The organism is Micromonospora sp. NBC_00821, assembly GCF_036347035.1.
Lineage (GTDB): Bacteria > Actinomycetota > Actinomycetes > Mycobacteriales > Micromonosporaceae > Micromonospora > Micromonospora hortensis.
This window is the reverse complement of sequence record NZ_CP108880.1, coordinates 3065882-3081036: the sequence shown is the minus strand read 5'-3', so window position 1 is coordinate 3081036 and position 15155 is coordinate 3065882. Positions and strand designations below refer to the sequence as shown.

Below are 15155 nucleotides of genomic sequence, written 5' to 3'. Positions count from 1 at the left end.
TCGCGCGAATGTGATCGGACCGCTGGATTGTTGCGGGGGCATTGCCGAGTATTCACGGCCGCCATAGCATGATCACGGCGCCTAGCCGGGAGGAGCATGCAGATGCCCGACCACACCAGGCCGCCGGGAAGGCGAGTCACGATCTACGACGTCGCCCTCGATGCGGACGTCTCGCCGTCCACCGTGTCCCGCGCCTTCTCCCGACCGAGTCGGGTCAACTCCGAGACCGCCGAACGGATCCGGCAGGTCGCCGAGCGGTTGGGCTACCGGACCAACCCTCTCGCTCGCGCCCTCACCACGTCGCGGACGCAGATGATCGCGCTGGTCATCGCCGACATCACCAACCCGGTGTACGCCGAGATCGTGCGCGGCGCGCAGGAGGTGGCGGCCGACGGCGAGTACACCACGGTGCTGATCGACGCCCAGGAGTCCGACCGGCTGGAACGGGCGGCGGTCGAACGCACCATGTCGACAGTCGACGGCATCGTGCTGGCCAGCAGCCGGATGTCCGACTCGGCCATCCGGATGGTCGCCAAGCAGCGGCCGGTGGTGGTCCTCAACCGCGCCCTCGCCGACGTGCCGTGCGTCGTCACTGACGACCCGCGCGGCGTGCGGCGGGCCGCCGAGCACCTCGGCGAGTTGGGACACGACCACATCACCTACGTCGCGGGGCCGCAGGCGTCCTGGCCCAACGGTGTGCGCTGGCGTTCGCTGCTCGAAGCCGGCATGGAGCTGGAGATCAAGGTTCGCCAGATCGGGCCGTTCAGCCCCACCCTGGCCGGCGGTGAGCGGGCCGCGCAGGAGCTGTGCGCGCGTCCCGCGACGGCGGTCCTGGCCTTCAACGACCAGATGGCCATCGGGATCATCCGCGGTCTCAGCCGGATGGGCGTCAACGTTCCGGGCGACGTCAGCGTCGTGGGCTTCGACAACATCCTCGCCGCCGACATCGTCACCCCCGGGCTCACCACCGTCGCGGCACCGCTCTACGCGGAGGGCTCGGCCGCTACCCGGCACCTGCTCACGATGATCGAGGGAGCGCCCGGGCACACCGGCCGGCCGATGGTCCTGCCGGTACGCCTCGTGGTCCGCGACTCGACGGCCGCGCGCAACCCGAGCCCCGGTCGGGCCCGACCGGGGTGGGTGCGGCAGCGGCCCGTTCCGGGCCCGGCGGTCCGCCTGCCGTGAGGGCCGCGCGGCCCCGCGACAAGAAACGACAACTCGTTGCCGGGGCGGAGCCACGCCGGGAAGGATCGACGCGCATCCATCCAGCAACGTCGTTGCGCTCGCGGGACGGGCCGAACGGCGTCCCAGCGAACGAACGAGGAGATGGCGATGAACCGAGCTTCGGTACCCCGGCTACGGCGAACCCTCATCGTGCTGGGCACGGCACTGGCCACCGTCGCGGCCACCCTCACCGTCGCCACCACCACGCCGGTCGCCGCGGCCCCGTCGCCGGACGACTACAACGGCTCCGACCTGTGGCTGCGGTACGTGCCGGTCGACGACGCGAAGCTGCTGCGTGACTACCGCAGCGCGGTCACGGCGATCGTGGTCGAGAACGCCGACGCCACGAAGGTCCACCGGCACACGACGGACCTCGCCATGGCCCCCGGTTCGAGCGAGAAGCTCGTCGAGACCACGCTGGGCGCCGCCCGGGACGAACTGGTCCGCGGTCTGGGCGGGCTGCTCGGCCAACCGACACCCACGGCGACTGTCGACGGCGGCACGGTCCCCGACGGCGCGGTAGTGGTGGGCACGCCGACGAGTTCGCCGCTCGTGGGCCGCACCATCGCGACCCGCGACCTGGCCAAAGTGGGCGACGAGGGCTACCTCGTCCGGTCGGTGTCGAGGGGCGGGGCACGCTTCACCGTCATCGCCGGCAACAGCGACCTCGGCGCGCTGTACGGCACCTTCGCCTTCCTCCGGCTGCTGCAGACCCAGAAACCCATCGACCACCTCCGCGTCGCGGAGTCACCGAAGATCAAGCATCGGTTGCTGAACAACTGGGAGACCGAACGTCTCTACGCGGGCAACAACGCCTCCGGAATCGGCGGGCTGAACGGGGAGAGCGGGGCGATCTTCAACTTCGCCGCCACCGGTGCCAGCGCCGGCCGGAACCTGCCCGTCATCCTCGACCGCTACCTCGTCATGGCCCGCGCGTTGGCGTCGCTGGGCATCAACGGCATCACCATCAACAACGTCAACGCCGACAACGCGTACCTGACGAGCACCCGCATCGCGCAGGAGGCGGCCCTCGCCGACGCGCTGCGTCCGTACGGGATCAAGCTGGGCCTGTCGATCCGCTACACCGCGCCCACCGACAGCCGGTTCGCCCCCGACACGCTGACCAACAGCCAACTCGATCCGTACGGCGCGGATTTCCGGGGCTGGTGGCACCGCCGGGCCCAGCAGATCCAGGCCGCGATCCCGGACTTCATGGGCCTCACCGTCAAGGCCAACTCCGAGGGCCAGCCGGGGCCACAGGACTTCGGGTACGACCACGGTGACGGCGCCAACGCCATCGCCGCCGCGGTGGCGCCGCTCGGGATGACGGTGCACTGGCGGACGTTCGTCTACAACGCCGAGGTCGACAACGACCGACTCAAGCGGGCCTACCTGGAGTTCGGGCCGATCGACGACGAGGTCCAGCCGGACGGCAGCCGGGGGCGCTTCGCCGACAACGTGTTCCTCCAGACCAAGAACGGGCCACTGGACTTCCAGGCCCGGGAGCCCATCCACCCGATGTTCGGCCGGATGGAGAACACCAACCAGGCCCTGGAACTCCAGATCACGCAGGAGTACACCGGCCAGAACTGGATGCTGGCCTACCTCGGCCCGATGTACGAGGAGATCCTCAAGACCGACACGTACGCGACCGACGCGAACGGGCAGCTGCTCAAGAAGCGCCTGGTCGGCAACATCGTCGACGGGACCGCCCAGCACCACCCGGACACCGCCATCGTGGGTGTCGCCAACCTCGGCAACGCGGACAACCTGACCGGGCACCACTTCGCCCAGGCGAACCTCTTCGCCTTCGGACGTCAGGCGTGGGACTGGACGCTGGAGTCGGCGGACATCGCGACCGACTGGACGCGGATGACCTGGAGCAACGACCGGCGCGTCGTCGACACCATCCACCGGATGATGATGGGCTCGTGGGAGTCGCTGGTGAGCTACCAGACGCCGCTGGGCATCGGCCACCAGTTCGCCGAGGGCGTCCACTACCGCCCCGACCCCGCCGACTGGGCGGGCCGCGACGACTGGAGCCCGATCTACTACAACAAGGCCGACAGCGTCGGTCTGGGCTTCGACCGCTCCCCCACCGGCAGCAACCTGGCCGCCCAGTACTTCCCCCGGCTGCAGCAGCGCTACGGGAACATCAAATCGGTCCCGGAGAACCTGCTGATGTGGTTCCACCACGTGCCGTGGGGCCATCGGATGGACAGCGGCCGGACGTTCTGGGACGAGCTGGTCTACCGCTACCAGATGGGCGTGCAGTACGTGACCTGGATGCGGGAGACCTGGGACGCGCTCCAACCCGACATCGACGCACGCCGGTTCGCCGAGGTACGCGCCAAGCTGGCGGTGCACGAGGCGGACGCCGCCGACTGGCGGGACACCTCGGTGAACTACTGGAAGGAGTTCAGCGGGCGGGACATCCCCGTCGACGACGCGCCGCTGTCGGCGACGATCGTGGTGAACGGGAAGAGGTTCGGCGGCTTCAACCTGTCGGACGCCTCGTACACCATTCCGGTGCCGGCCGGGGCGTCGCCGACCATCACCAAGGTGCGCACGGCCGACCGGAAGGCCCGCTACGAGATCATCTCCCAGGCCGCCGGCGTACCCGGTCAGGCGGTCGTCAAGGTCACGACCGAGAGCTTCTTCGGCCCCCTGGTGAAGAACTACGTCTTCAACCTGGTGCCCGACACGACGCTGACGGCAGTGCGCGTCAACGGCACACGTCTGGCGTCCTTCGCGCCGACGGTGCTGCGCTACAACGCCCTCACGCCGGCCGGCACCACTACCGTGCCGACGGTCACCGCCAGCGCCGCCGACTCCGCCGCCAGTGTCGCTGTCGAGCAGGCGACGAGCCCCACCGGGCAGGCTCGGGTCACCGTCACCAACGGCGGCGCCTCGTCGGTCTACACAGTTGACCTGAACACCACCATCACCGGCAGCGACGAGTTCGCCTCGGCCCAGCTCGGCCCGCAGTGGCAGTGGGTCCGGCCGGATGAGAGCAGCCGGCGTCTGGCCGACGGGTCCCTGGTCATCACGGCCCAGCAGGGCGACCTCCAGGGCAACGCCAACACCGCCAGGAACCTGGCCCTGCAGGACGTCGACGGCGACTGGACCGCCGAGTCCCGGGTCGTCTTCTCCCGCCCACTGGCCGCCAACAACGAGCAGGGCGGTCTGCTCGGGTACGCGGATGACAACAACTACGTGAAGCTCGCCTGGGAGATGGGCAACGCCACCGCGGCGGTCAACAAGACCCGGATCGTCTTCCTGCGCGAGCAGAACGGCACGGCGTCCACCTTGGAGATCACCGGAGCCGACGCCCAGCGCATCGTCGGGGCCGACGGCGCCATCTGGCTACGACTGACCAAGATCGGGGACAGCTACCGCGCCTACTACTCCACCGACGGAAGCGTGTACCGCTACGTCGGCTCCACCACGCTGAACGTCGAGCCGACGAAGGCCGGGCTGCTGGCCTTCAACCGGGCCGGCACCTCCACCGACCTCGACGTCGCCTTCGACTACTTCCGGATCGAGAGCCGCGGCGAGCGCATCCGCTGAACCAGCACGTCGATGTGCTGTTGAGCGGTATACCTCAGAGTCATAGTCATACCTCTGAGGTATACCGCTCAATACCGCGTCCGCCCGACGACGGCGACCGACGGTCAGGACCACCGCAGCACCGCAAGCCGCGACCGGGCCCGTCCCCCAGTGGGGACGGGCCCGGTCGTGCTCCCCCGAGCAGGATTCGTTGCCGTCAGCCCCCGATCGCGATGGCGAAGATGTGCATGGTCGGCACGTTCGTGGCGGGCCGGGCGCTGATGTTGGGCAGCACGACCGAGGCCACCGCCTTGCTCTGCAACGCGACACCCACGTAGTAGACGCAGGCCGCTGTGGCCTGACGGCCGTTGTTGGGCCGGTTCTGGTACGCGGACACGATGGCCGCGGTGCCCCCGGAGTGCGGCCCGCCGTACCAGTCCGGCGTGCTCAACGTGAACGTCTGGCGGGTGCCGTCGGCGTAGACCACGGTGCCTGTTCCCGACACCGCGCCGTAGGTGCCGGTCAGCAGGAAGCCGAGCGTGCTGCCGGTGCCGGTCACGCCGATGGTCTGGCCCGAGGCGATGGCGTTGTCGGCGGCCCCGGAGCTGACGTTGGGCCAGCGGAAGTTGACCCCGTTGCGGCTCACCGTGCCACCCGGGCTGGCACCGGCCTGCGCCAGGGCCTGCGCGGAGAGCGAGGCCCCGCCGCCGTCGAAGTTCCCGACGTTGGTGTTGCTGTCGCTGGTGATGCCGACGTTGCTGAAGCTCTGCTCCAGCGTCGGCGTGGTGGCACCGGAACTGGTGACCCGGTAGGTGCGTCCGGCCTGCACTGTGACGTCGATCAGGTCGGACTCGATCCGGGTGGTCCGGGCCGCCGTACCGTCGGCGGTGTCGACCACAGTGACGGTGCCGGTCAGGATCCGGGAGCGCAGGCGGACGGTGCCGGCCCGGTCCGGCCGGATGAGGATCTCGGTGGCCACACCGCTCGCCCAGGTGATGCCGACGGTGTGCCCACCCCGACCGCGCAGGCCGGTCACCCGCCCGCTCGGCCAGGCCGGCGGCAGCGCGGGCAGGACATGCAGCTCGCCGGTGTGGCTCTGCAACAGCATCTCGGCGATGCCGGCGGTGGCGCCGAAGTTGCCGTCGATCTGGAACGGCGGGTGCAGGTCGAACATGTTCGGCGCGAGCCGCGCGGTGGTGGCGAGGTAGCGGATCAGGTCGTGGGCCCGCTTGCCCTCCTCCATCCGAGCCCAGAAGTTGATTTTCCAGGCCAGCGACCAGCCCGTGCCGTCGTCGCCGCGCAGCGCCAGGGTCCGCCGGGCGGCCTCGAACAGCTGCGGGGTGCCGCGCTTGGTGATCTGGTTGCTGGGGGCCAGACCGTAGAGGTGCGAGATGTGCCGGTGGTTGGGCTCGGTCTCCACCCAGTCGTAGAGCCACTCCATGATGTTGCCGCGCGAGCCGACCTTCATGGGCGGGAGCCGGTCCCGGGTGGCGCGAACCTGCGCGCGGAAGGTGCTGTCCACGTTGAGGATCTCGCTGGCCCGGGCGCACGCGTCGAACAGGTCCCGCAGGATCTGGTTGTCCATTGTCGGCCCGGCACACACGCTGGCGTTCGCGTGGTGGCTCAGCTCCGGCGAGTTCGACGGGTTGGTCACCAGGTAACCGAGGGTCGGCTCGGTCACCAGGGTGTTGAGGAAGAACTGCGCCGCGCCCTTCATGGCCGGGTAGTTCGTCCGTAGGAACTCGATGTCGCCGTTGAACAGGTAGTGGTCCCAGATCAACGTGGACAGCCAGGCGCCGCCGGTCTGCCACATGCCCCAGAACGCGCCGTCCACCACAGCGGTGGCCCGCCACGCGTCGGTGTTGTGGTGGGTGACCCAGCCGCTGGCGGCGCCGTACTGCACCTGGGCGGTCCGCGCTCCGGCGACGGCGAGATCCCTGACCATGTCGAAGACCGGGTTGTGGCACTCGGCCAGGTTCGTGGTGTTGGCCGGCCAGTAGTTCATCGGCAGGTTGGCGTTGATCGTGTATTTCGAGTCCCACGCCGGGGCCAGCGAGTCGTTCCAGATGCCCTGGAGGTTGGCCGGCTGAGTGCCGGGCCGCGACGACGAGATCAGCAGGTAGCGCCCGTACTGGAACAGCAGCGTGGAGAACTGCGGGTCGTTGACGCTGTTGTGCTGGGCGATCCGGACATCCGTCGTCTGGTCGGCCGCGGACGTGCGGCCCAGATCGAGAGTGACCCGGCCGAACAGCGCCTGGTAGTCGGCCACGTGCCGGCTGCGCAACTGGTCGTAGCTGCTGGCCCGCGCGGCGGTGAGGCGCTGCCGGGCGATGCCCTGGTAGTCGCCGCCGACGTTGCGGTAGTTGACGTAGCTGGAGCCGATGGAGATCAACAGGGTCACGCTGTTGGCGTTTGTCACCCGCAGGGTGCCGCCGGAGCTGGACACGCTGCCGCCGCTGACTGTCGCGTTGGCCAGGGCCAGGAAGCGGACCGCACCGGTGACGCCCTCCATGTTCCCGGAGACGCCGTCGAGGCCGATCGTGGTGCCGTCCGGGCTGGACACCGTTGTGCGCTGCGGGCTGTCGAAGGTGGCGGTGAAGCTGATCGAGCCGGTCCGGTCGGCGGTCAGTCGCATCGCGATGACCTGGTCGGGCGCGCTGGCGAACACCTCCCGCTGGTGACGAACCCCGTTCAGCACGTACGAGGTCGTGACGGTGGCGGTGGTGAGGTCGAGCGTCCGGTCGTACTGTGACGCTCCGCTGGCGGAACCGAAGGCGAGCCGGAGATTGCCGACGGTCTGGTAGGCAAGCTGGCCGCCGGGGTTGCCCATCATGGTCTGGTTGATCAGATCCTGGGCCTGGGTCCACTGGTTCGCGTTGACCAACCGGCGGATCTCCGCGAGTGCTCCCGCGCCTCTGGGGTTGCTGGGATCGTGCGGCCCACCGGCCCAGACGGTGTCCTCATTGAGCTGAAGTCGCTCGGTGTCGACGTTGCCGTAGACCATGGCGCCGAGCCGGCCGTTGCCGATCGGCAGCGCCCGCAGCCAGTCGGTCCCGGCCCCTTCGTCGTACCAGAGGGCGAGGTCCCCGGCGGCCAACACCTGTGGCGGTGCCGCCGAATCCGCTCGTGCCACGGCGGTCCAGGGCACCGGCAGGAGAGCACCGCCCGCGCCGGCCGCGCCGACCTTGAGGGCCTGCCGTCGGGTCAGGTCTGACATCGATCCTCCAAACGGTGACCAGTCCGGCCACCCCGAAGCGTGACAACTATGGGACTCGACATGGGGATCCGCTTGGTGGCGCCAACCGGGACCCTGCCTGAGCAGGCCGACGCCGGGCCTTGGCGAGCCAGACATCTGATGTGTTTCGGGAAGGTTACTCCGGGGCCACAGAATAGGCAACGGTCGATCGATGGACAGAGGTGGCACGGCTCTGGCCGGTCAGCGGAGCGAACGGGCGGGTGAGCAGCGGCGGCCCGACGCGGCACAGCACGGCGACCCGCCAGAATCACGCCGACGACCACCCAGTCAGACGGACATACATCAGATGTACGAAGGAGGGCAGCCGAGCTGGCCGTTGCACCAGCATCCGTGGGCACCCCGAAGCGGCAGCGCAACCCCGGCGGGTCCACGGACGTGTAGTGGGAAACCCGATCGATGTCGCACCGGAGGAACGATGACCCCGACCCGCAGCACGTCGTCTGGCACCGCCACCCCGACCGCCTGTCCGGTGAGCGCCGCCACCCTGCAACGCGCATCGGGGCTGAGCAACGCCCTACGGATCGATCCCGCCCACATCAAGTGCGCGAGGCAGTGGGCCACGGCCGGTGTGATCGCCGTCGACCCCGGGATGCAGGGCGACGGTGTGCTGCTGTTCAAGCACTCGGACGGCAGATGGCAGAAGCTGGGCGAAGGCAGCGCACTCGAATGCACCCCGTTCGGCATCCCGGCGGAGATCGGCGACCAGGTCGGTTGCCGCGACCACTGAGCAGGTGGCGTCGACGCGCCCGGCCGGCAGCGAGCACAGGGCGTCCGCGATGGTCTGCACACCGCAGCGCACATCGCGGACTGCGACTCCCGTACGCAATCGGGTTGTTCTCTGCCGGCGCACGGGTGACCATGGGCGGCATGGCGGGAGTTCGGGGGTGAGATCGCCTCTGCAAGGTGGACTGCCGCCCGGCGGCGCGGTGGTGGTCGGGGCCGTCGTGGAGATCGCCTGCGACGAGTCGGGATTCTCGGGTACGAACCTGCTGCACTCGACCGCCCCGGTGATCACGCACGCGAGCGTCGACCTGACCGTCGACGAGGCGGTCGCGCTCATCACCGCCCTGCGGTCCGGGTTCCGGTTCGCGCCGCACGAGCTCAAGTCAGGCCGGTTCCTGCGCGGCTCGGGCGCGGACGAGGCACTGGAGTGGTTCCTGGCTGCGCTGGCCGGCCGCGCGCACGTCCACCTCATCGACAAGGAGTTCTTCCTCGTCACCCGGATCGTGGACTTCCTGCTCACCGAGCCGTCGTACGCGGCGGGTACCCGCCTGGCGCGCGAGCACCATCCGGCGGCTCTCGCCCTGCACGAGGCCGGACGCTCGACCGACGGCGACTGGGCCGCCTTCCTCTCGGCGTTCGTCGATCTGGTCCGGATGAAGCGGCGACTTCCGGTCGACCAGACCGTGCGGCGGTTCTTCCAGGCCCGGGACGCGCTGCGACGCCACGGCCTCGGCACGGTGGCCGACGCCGTCCTCGACGGGCTCCGCCCGAGTCACGTGCGGGCCGTGGTGGCCAGGCTCGACGTCGACGACCGCACGGTCCCTCCCCCACTGGAACCGCTGCTGCCGGCGCTGGCGGAGACGGTCCTGTCCTGGAGCGGCGGCCGGCGGCAGGTGCTGGTGACCCACGACGAGCAGAGCGCCCTGACGGCCGACCGACTGACCCGCCTGCAGCGGGTGTTGGCCGACGGCTACGCGTCGGCGGCCGGCGTCGACCGGGCTGGGACGTTGCCGAACGGGGTGTCGCCGCTGGCGGGGCTGGTGATGGTCGACTCCCGAGACGATCCGCGAGTGCAGGTAGCGGATCTCCTTGCGGGAGTGGCCCGGCGGATGCCCGGCATCATCGGCGACGCGCTCCGTCAGCCGCCGCCCGCTCCCGCAGGATGACGGGCAGCCGAGTCATGATCGGCACGGGCCCGGAGGGTCTGCGTGGTCGCCGAGTCAGCGGGAAAAAACGCCTCGACGGCCAACCCGGCGACTGTGACCTCCCGCGGCGTACCGAAGAGGGTCGTGGTGCTGACGAAGGACAACTCCTGGTCACCGTGCCGGTAGCGCAGCGGGACGAGAACACGTGAGAGGGCATCGCCTGGCGGTGTCGTCTCGACGTCGCCACCGGGATAACCGCGAAGCTCCTCGTGCAGGTCGTACAGGATCGGGTCGTTGGTTGTCGCCGCCTGCTGGTGCAGCCGTTTCAGCAGGTGGGCGCGCCACTCGGGCAGGTTCACGATGCGCGGTGCCAGACCGTCGGGGTGCAGGCTGAGGCGCAACACGTTGATCGGTGGAGTGAGCAGGTGGGGCTGCGCGTCCATGGTGAACAGGGCGACGGCAGGGTTGGCGTCGACGAGGTGCCAGTGCTGGTCGACGAGCAGCGCGGGGTACGGGCTGTGACCATCGAGGATCCGCCGTACGGCGGCCCGGACGGGTGTCAGCTCGGGGTCGCCCAGTTCGTGGCGCGGGAAGGCGGGCGCGTAACCGCCGGCCAGCAGCATCGTGTTGCGCTCGGCCAGCGGCATCTCCAGGTGTTCGGCCAGCCGCAGGATGAGGTCGGGGCTCGGCCGGGACCGCCCGGTCTCGACGAAGCTCAGGTGCCGGGCCGACACTCCCGCCTCGATCGACAGGTCGAGCTGGCTCATTCCGCGAGCCCGGCGCCAGTCGCGCAGCAGCTCCCCCACTGGTCGCCCGTGTCGGGTCGAGATCCTCACTCACCGACCCTAGTTCCGCACCGACCGCCGAGCCATTACCTGCGAGGTAATCGACAGCCCACCACGACACTGAAAAAATCGACTCCCACCTGAGAAAACACAACGCGAAGGACCGACAACCATGACCGCGTACGCGCTCGCACACCTCCGTAAGGCACCCGTCCACGCCGAGGTACTGACGTACCTGGAGCGAATCGACGCCACCCTCGCGCCTTTCGCGGGCCGGTTCATCGTCCACGGCGGCGCCGTCGACGTCCTGGAGGGCGACTGGCCCGGCGACGTGATCGTCATCGAGTTCCCCGACCTGAGCCGGGCCCGCTCCTGGTACCGGTCCAGCGCCTATCAGGAGATCAAGCCCCTGCGGACGAGGCACCTCACCGGCGAGGTGATTCTCGTCGACGGAGTCGAGCCGGGCCACGACTCGTCGCAGATGGCCGCGGCCATCCGCCGTACCACCGATCGGTAGCACCCGACGCGCGAGCGCCGTCCCCAAGAACCCGACGGCTCGCCGCCCGCAAGGCACCCCGACACAGGTCGGCCGTCCGTAGTCTCATCGAATGCAGGACACCCAGACGCACACCCTGGCCATTCCCGGCGTCGACCTGGTCTACGACGTCCGCGGCCCGCTACCTCCCGCTGGCGCCCATCGCGCGCTGCTCATGATCGGCCAGCCGATGGCGGCCGAGGGCTTCGTGCAGCTCGCGCCGCACTTCACGGACCGCACGGTGCTCACCTACGACCCGCGTGGTCTGGGCCGCAGCGTCCGCAAGGACGGTCGGTCCGACCACACGCCGCAGCAGCAGGCCGCCGACCTGCACGCGCTCATCCAGGCGCTGGACGTCGGTCCGGTCGACGTGTTCGCCAGTAGCGGCGGCGCGGTGACAGCACTCGAACTGGTCGCCACCCAACCCGACGACGTCGCCACCCTGGTGGCGCACGAACCGCCGATCAACGCTGTGCTCCCCGACGCCACGGCCGCCGAGCGCGCCCGAGCCGGCTTCTACGAGGCGTACCAGGCGAAGGGCTCGGGGGCGGGGATGGCCGCGTTCATCGCCATGACGTCATGGCAGGGCGAGTTCACCGATGCCTACTTCGCCCAGCCCGCTCCCGACCCGGCGATGTTCGGCATGGCCGCCGACGACGATGGCAGCCGCGACGACCCGCTGCTGTCGCAGAACTCGTGGGCGATCACCGACTACCGTCCCGACGCGAGCGTGCTCACCGCCGCGCCCACCCGGATCGTTGTCGCTGTCGGCGAGGAGTCGGCCGGCACGTACACCGCCCGCACCGCCCTGGGCCTCGCGGCGCTGCTCGGCCAGGAGGCCGTGGTGTTCCCGAGCCACCACGGCGGGTTCCTCGGCGGCGAGTTCGGCTACGCGGGCAAGCCCGAGGAGTTCGCCGCGCGGCTGCGGGAGGTGCTGGACGCGGGCTGACGTCCGCTCAACCGGTCGCCTCGGAGTAGACCTCGACGTCGTAGAGCAACTGCACGTCGCGGCGGCCGTTGGTGACGCCGACGAAGACCGGGTCACCGGCCGGGGTGCGGCCCTGACGCCACGCCTGTTCCCGGGCCGCCTCCCGCGACTCATGATGGGCCCTGCCCTGCTGATGCAGTTGCAACACCCGGCGGGCGGTGCCCCGGTCGGTGCCGAGGTGGATTCGCAGGAGAGGCATGCCAGGACCTCCTTGCTCGACGCTGAATCTCGTGCGGCTGGCCGACCAGCCGTATCGTGAGACGCGGGGGCGACGATCCGCCGTCTTCGATTAAACGCCACCCGCTGCGGTCGAGGAGGGCATTTATGACTGGTCTGGCGACCGTCGGCGCAATCGTGGGTGTCCTGCTCGTCGGTCTCGTGGTCCTGATCCGTAAGCCGGCCAACACCCGGTCGGTGCTCAGATGGTCGGCCCTGGCGATCACCGTGCTGGTGGCCGCCGTGCTGGTTCCCTTCACCGTGGACGACTCGGGCGCGGCGGCCGGCTACCTGCTCGGCGTTCCCGTCGTCGCGGCGTTGCTGCCCGTCCTCGCGCAACGGGTCGGTCGGCTGACCGTGGTCGCCGATCTGGTGGCCGCGCTCGTCCTCACGGGATGGGGTCTGCTGCTCGGGCTGGGCATCGGCGTCGCGTTCCTACCAGCGGTGATACTCCTGATCGCCAGCGCCGCGGGTACCCGGGCGCCGCGACCGTCCACCATCTGACCGGGTGACTGGCTGTCAGCCGTCGGGGGTGAACAGCCCCTGGACGCCGACGACGATCGCGATGAGGCCGAAGATCGCGAGCAACAGCCGGACGCCGGTGGCGCCGTCCGACCGCTCGTCGCGCGGCGTCGACCGCCCGGTCAACCGGTCCCACAGCAGGGCGAGCCCCACACCGATCCCCACCACCTCGAAGTGGAACACCCGGGGCCCGGACACCAAATGGACGATGAGGTAGTAGCCGCCGGTCACCAGGGCCACGAGGCCGACCACCCACGCGATCGGGGCGGCCCGACCGGCGAGGCGGCCCAGGTCGTCGCCGACGCGCGGCAGCAGCCGCAGCACCGCAACGGCGAGCAGGAAGCCACCGACGATGTTGGCGAGGTCGAGCAGCAGAGCCATAATCACGGGAGTCTCCGTCGGTCGGGTGATCAGCGGTGGGAGCGTACCCACGGACCGGCTCGGTTGAAACGGTCCGGACGGCACGCCCCCACGCCGGAGCTCAGATTGGGCTGCTCACCCTTTCAGCGCGTGCACCGCCATACCAGCGGCCGATACGCCCGGTTCTCGTAGACGGCCCCGACCACCGTCAGACCGTCGTCGCTGATCGCCTCGGCCGTGTAGGTGCCCGCCTCGGTCGCCCGTACCTCCGGTCTGCCCGCCAATCGGCGGGAGGTGCCGTCCGGGGCGACGACCAGCGGCGCACCGTCGGCGACCAGCACGTCACCACTGCCGGCGATGGCGCTCGCCCCCGGGAAGGGCAACAGGCTCACCGCTCCCGTGGTGAGATTCCACCGCACCGGCAGCATCTGCACGGCGCCGCTGCGTTGGTCGCCGGGAACCATGCCGATCGCCCATTCGCCCCGCGCCGACTCGACCGACGCCCGCGGGTAGCCGTCGGGCACCGCCAACGCCGCCCCGACGCCCTGCGGCGTCCACCGGTAGGGCTGTTCGCCCACGGTGCCGACGATCGTGCCGTCCTCCGTGATCCCGGTCGCGGACGACCCCCGCTGGCCGACCAACCGGTACTTCTGGGGGTGGTCCGTCGACCAGCGCACAGCCTGGTGCGAGTCGTCGGACCGGTCGGCGGTGCCCACGATGTCGCCCCGGCCGTTGATGGCGTGCACGAGCACCGTGTCGTAGCCGGGCGGCGTGGCCAGGAAACGCAGCTTCCCGTCCCGGTACAGCCATCCGGTGCCGTCTCCGTTGGTGCCCACCACATAGCCACGGGTGTTGACCGCGGCCGCGTGCCGCGCGGTCGCCGGCAGGACGACCGGCCGGCCGTCGGTCCACAGCACTACCCGTCCGTCCTCCTGCCCGGTGCCGATGTCGCCGACGATGTGCCGCCCGGTGGGATCAACGCTTTTGGCCACCGCGACCGGACCCTTGACCGGCTGCGGCAACCACGACGCCTGGCAGGTGACCGGCGGGCGCGGGGCGATCGACCCGGTGTTCTCCGGTGTCACCGCGAGCGCGGGCGGGGTCGGACCCGGCGGGCCGGTGGTCGCACCGACCTGAACGGCACCCACGACACCGACCCCGGCCAGCACCACCAGCGCGGCGATCCCACCGACTCGGCGACGCCGTCGGCGCCGCCGACCGTCGCGGACCGCCCGGCTCAGGTCGACCCGAGGCTCCGGCACCGGCGCCGCCCGCAGCAGCTCGGCGATCCGCTGCTCGTCCACGGTGGTCATCTCGGACTCCTCACTGACATCTCGGTCACGTCGAGCACCTGGCGGACGGCCGCCAACGCTCGAGCCGTCTGCGACTTCACGTTGCCCTCCGAGCAGCCCATCGCGGCGGCCGTGTCGGTCAACGACAGGTCGCACAGGAACCGCAGGACCAGCACGGTGCGCTGGCCGCGCGGGAGGCTGGCGAGCGCGGCGAGCAGGTTGTCTCGCTCGGCCAGGTCGTCGTGCGGCGTCACCGGTGAGCGCTCCGGCACCGGCACCGACCCCAGCAGGCGAACCTTCGCCCAGTTCAACCGCTTCTCATCGACGAGCTTGTGCACCAGCATCCGGTGTACGTACGCGTCGACGTTGTCGGCCCGGCTGACCCGGCGCCAGTTCACGTAGAGCGCCGTCACCGTCTGCTGCACCACGTCGTCGGCCAGATGGGCGTCACCGCACATCAGGAACGCGGTCCGATGCAGGCTCGGCAGTCGCGCGGAGACGTACTCCACGAACTCACCCTCGGCTTCCACCATCGAGGCTCCCTCCTCCGCATGCTCGAC

Annotated in this window: 13 protein-coding genes; 7 read left to right on the top strand and 6 right to left on the bottom strand. The window is 70.2% G+C overall.

Features of this window, described 5'->3' with window-relative positions; genetic code table 11:
• Nucleotides 1-102: 102 nt before the first annotated feature.
• Nucleotides 103-1185: a LacI family DNA-binding transcriptional regulator gene (locus tag OHB44_RS13970; RefSeq protein WP_238685034.1), complete on the top strand. Its 1083-nt coding sequence runs from the start codon at nucleotides 103-105 to the stop codon at nucleotides 1183-1185.
• 147 nt (nucleotides 1186-1332) lie between these two features.
• A complete protein-coding gene (locus OHB44_RS13965) occupies nucleotides 1333-4794 on the top strand; it encodes an alpha-glucuronidase family glycosyl hydrolase (RefSeq protein WP_238685035.1) in 3462 nt (1153 codons plus the stop codon).
• Nucleotides 4795-4990: 196 nt separating this feature from the next.
• Here OHB44_RS13965 and OHB44_RS13960 read toward each other — a convergent pair whose 3' ends face one another.
• Entirely contained in the window at nucleotides 4991-7990 is a 3000-nt protein-coding gene (locus tag OHB44_RS13960) for a glycoside hydrolase family 95 protein (RefSeq protein ID WP_266302895.1), read from the bottom strand.
• Nucleotides 7991-8444: 454 nt separating this feature from the next.
• Here OHB44_RS13960 and OHB44_RS13955 point away from each other — a divergent pair, with 454 nt between their 5' ends.
• Nucleotides 8445-8756, top strand: a complete 312-nt coding sequence (locus OHB44_RS13955; protein ID WP_330440941.1) for a hypothetical protein — start codon at nucleotides 8445-8447, stop codon at nucleotides 8754-8756.
• 157 nt (nucleotides 8757-8913) lie between these two features.
• Nucleotides 8914-9918 carry a hypothetical protein gene (locus OHB44_RS13950; protein ID WP_238685038.1) on the top strand — a complete coding sequence of 335 codons (1005 nt, stop codon included), beginning with the start codon at nucleotides 8914-8916 and terminating at the stop codon, nucleotides 9916-9918.
• On the opposite strand, the gene OHB44_RS13945 is transcribed toward OHB44_RS13950, so the two are convergent.
• The gene (locus OHB44_RS13945) at nucleotides 9891-10733 is read right to left on the bottom strand and encodes a helix-turn-helix domain-containing protein (protein ID WP_330440940.1); all 843 of its coding nucleotides are present in this window, start codon (nucleotides 10731-10733) and stop codon (nucleotides 9891-9893) included. The genes OHB44_RS13950 and OHB44_RS13945 overlap by 28 nt on opposite strands.
• 121 nt (nucleotides 10734-10854) lie before the next feature.
• On the opposite strand from OHB44_RS13945, the gene OHB44_RS13940 reads away from it, so the two are divergent.
• Nucleotides 10855-11199 (top strand): DUF1330 domain-containing protein, encoded by a 345-nt coding sequence (locus OHB44_RS13940; protein WP_266302899.1) that lies wholly within the window; start codon nucleotides 10855-10857, stop codon nucleotides 11197-11199.
• A gap of 91 nt (nucleotides 11200-11290) precedes the next feature.
• Nucleotides 11291-12166 (top strand): alpha/beta fold hydrolase, encoded by an 876-nt coding sequence (locus tag OHB44_RS13935; RefSeq protein ID WP_330440939.1) that lies wholly within the window; start codon nucleotides 11291-11293, stop codon nucleotides 12164-12166.
• A gap of 7 nt (nucleotides 12167-12173) precedes the next feature.
• On the opposite strand, the gene OHB44_RS13930 is transcribed toward OHB44_RS13935, so the two are convergent.
• The gene (locus tag OHB44_RS13930) at nucleotides 12174-12404 is read right to left on the bottom strand and encodes a hypothetical protein (RefSeq protein ID WP_238685041.1); all 231 of its coding nucleotides are present in this window, start codon (nucleotides 12402-12404) and stop codon (nucleotides 12174-12176) included.
• A 125-nt stretch (nucleotides 12405-12529) separates the two neighbouring features.
• On the opposite strand from OHB44_RS13930, the gene OHB44_RS13925 reads away from it, so the two are divergent.
• Nucleotides 12530-12925: a hypothetical protein gene (locus OHB44_RS13925; protein ID WP_330440938.1), complete on the top strand. Its 396-nt coding sequence runs from the start codon at nucleotides 12530-12532 to the stop codon at nucleotides 12923-12925.
• A gap of 15 nt (nucleotides 12926-12940) precedes the next feature.
• Here OHB44_RS13925 and OHB44_RS13920 read toward each other — a convergent pair whose 3' ends face one another.
• The 3 genes from OHB44_RS13920 to OHB44_RS13910 form a co-directional block, all read right to left on the bottom strand.
• Nucleotides 12941-13324 carry a hypothetical protein gene (locus OHB44_RS13920; protein ID WP_238685105.1) on the bottom strand — a complete coding sequence of 128 codons (384 nt, stop codon included), beginning with the start codon at nucleotides 13322-13324 and terminating at the stop codon, nucleotides 12941-12943.
• A 122-nt stretch (nucleotides 13325-13446) separates the two neighbouring features.
• Complete coding sequence (locus tag OHB44_RS13915) at nucleotides 13447-14616, bottom strand: hypothetical protein (RefSeq protein ID WP_238685043.1); 1170 nt, start codon at nucleotides 14614-14616, stop codon at nucleotides 13447-13449.
• Nucleotides 14613-15128 (bottom strand): SigE family RNA polymerase sigma factor, encoded by a 516-nt coding sequence (locus OHB44_RS13910; RefSeq protein ID WP_238685044.1) that lies wholly within the window; start codon nucleotides 15126-15128, stop codon nucleotides 14613-14615. Before OHB44_RS13910 ends, OHB44_RS13915 begins: the two co-directional genes overlap by 4 nt.
• Nucleotides 15129-15155 lie beyond the last annotated feature (27 nt).